Genomic DNA, 1,021 nt, shown 5'->3' on the forward strand with positions numbered 1-1,021 from the left:
ATTAGAAGAAACGAAGAAAACCAGAAAATAAAACCTTTCAAAAATAATTGGAGATGCCGGAAAAGGAGAGAATCTGATGAATCATCTGCCCGAAAAAATGAGACCGTACCGCGACTTGCTGGAGAAATCAGCGAAAGAATACGTGAAATTGAATGTCCGAAAAGAGAAAACAGGACGATATGACAGCAAAATTGCCGGTGATCCCTATTTCCCCAAGCATGAAACATACCCGACTGATGAAAATGGACAGCCGATGAAGCTTCTGGCACAGATTATTTCTCGCACATTCCCCAGCTTGACGGCTACCCTTCTTCAGGTATCCTGCAGTTCTACATTTCTGTTCATGATGACGTCTATGGATTGAATTTTGACGATCGATGTGAACAAAAGGATTTCAGAGTGATCTATTTTGAAAATATCATAGAAAACGAAGACGAGCTTGTTTCTGATTTTTCATTTATTGGCACAGGCGAATGTGATTTTCCGATTTTATCAGAAGCGGCAGTCGAGCCTGTGAAATCTTCGGAATGGGTGCTGCCTACAGATTTTCAATTTGAGCAGTATACGGGCATGGAAACAATGGAGTTCTTTGGTCAGTTCGGCGAGGATGAAGAAGACATTTATAATGAACTGGCTGAAAACGGATTTGGCCATAAAATCGGCGGATACGCTTCTTTTACCCAGCATGATCCACGGGAATACGCATATAAAGAACACACCATCATGCTTTTACAAATTGATTCAGACGATGATATCGATTCAATGTGGGGAGACGTCGGCATCGCCAATTTTTTCATCACACCTGACGATCTAAGGAAAAAAGACTTTTCAAACGTTCTGTACAACTGGGACTGCAGCTAATACAAGCTTTTGATCCAAAGGGTCACACATGATGCCAATAAGCCAGCACCGTAAGAGGTATTGACTTATTAAATAGCAATGTGGCTGCAATACCGAAAACAAAGAAGGACAGAAAAGGAATGACAACAAAAAAATCATCGGACTGAAAAAACTCACTATC

At 40.9% G+C, this 1,021-nt stretch carries 1 pseudogene; it reads left to right on the forward strand.

Features of this window, described 5'->3' with window-relative positions:
- Nucleotides 1-76: 76 nt before the first annotated feature.
- Nucleotides 77-861, forward strand: a pseudogene (locus tag ACWHAR_RS23355) (YwqG family protein).
- Nucleotides 862-1,021: the final 160 nt, after the last annotated feature.

Source organism: Bacillus sp. LR--39 (genome assembly GCF_053613335.1).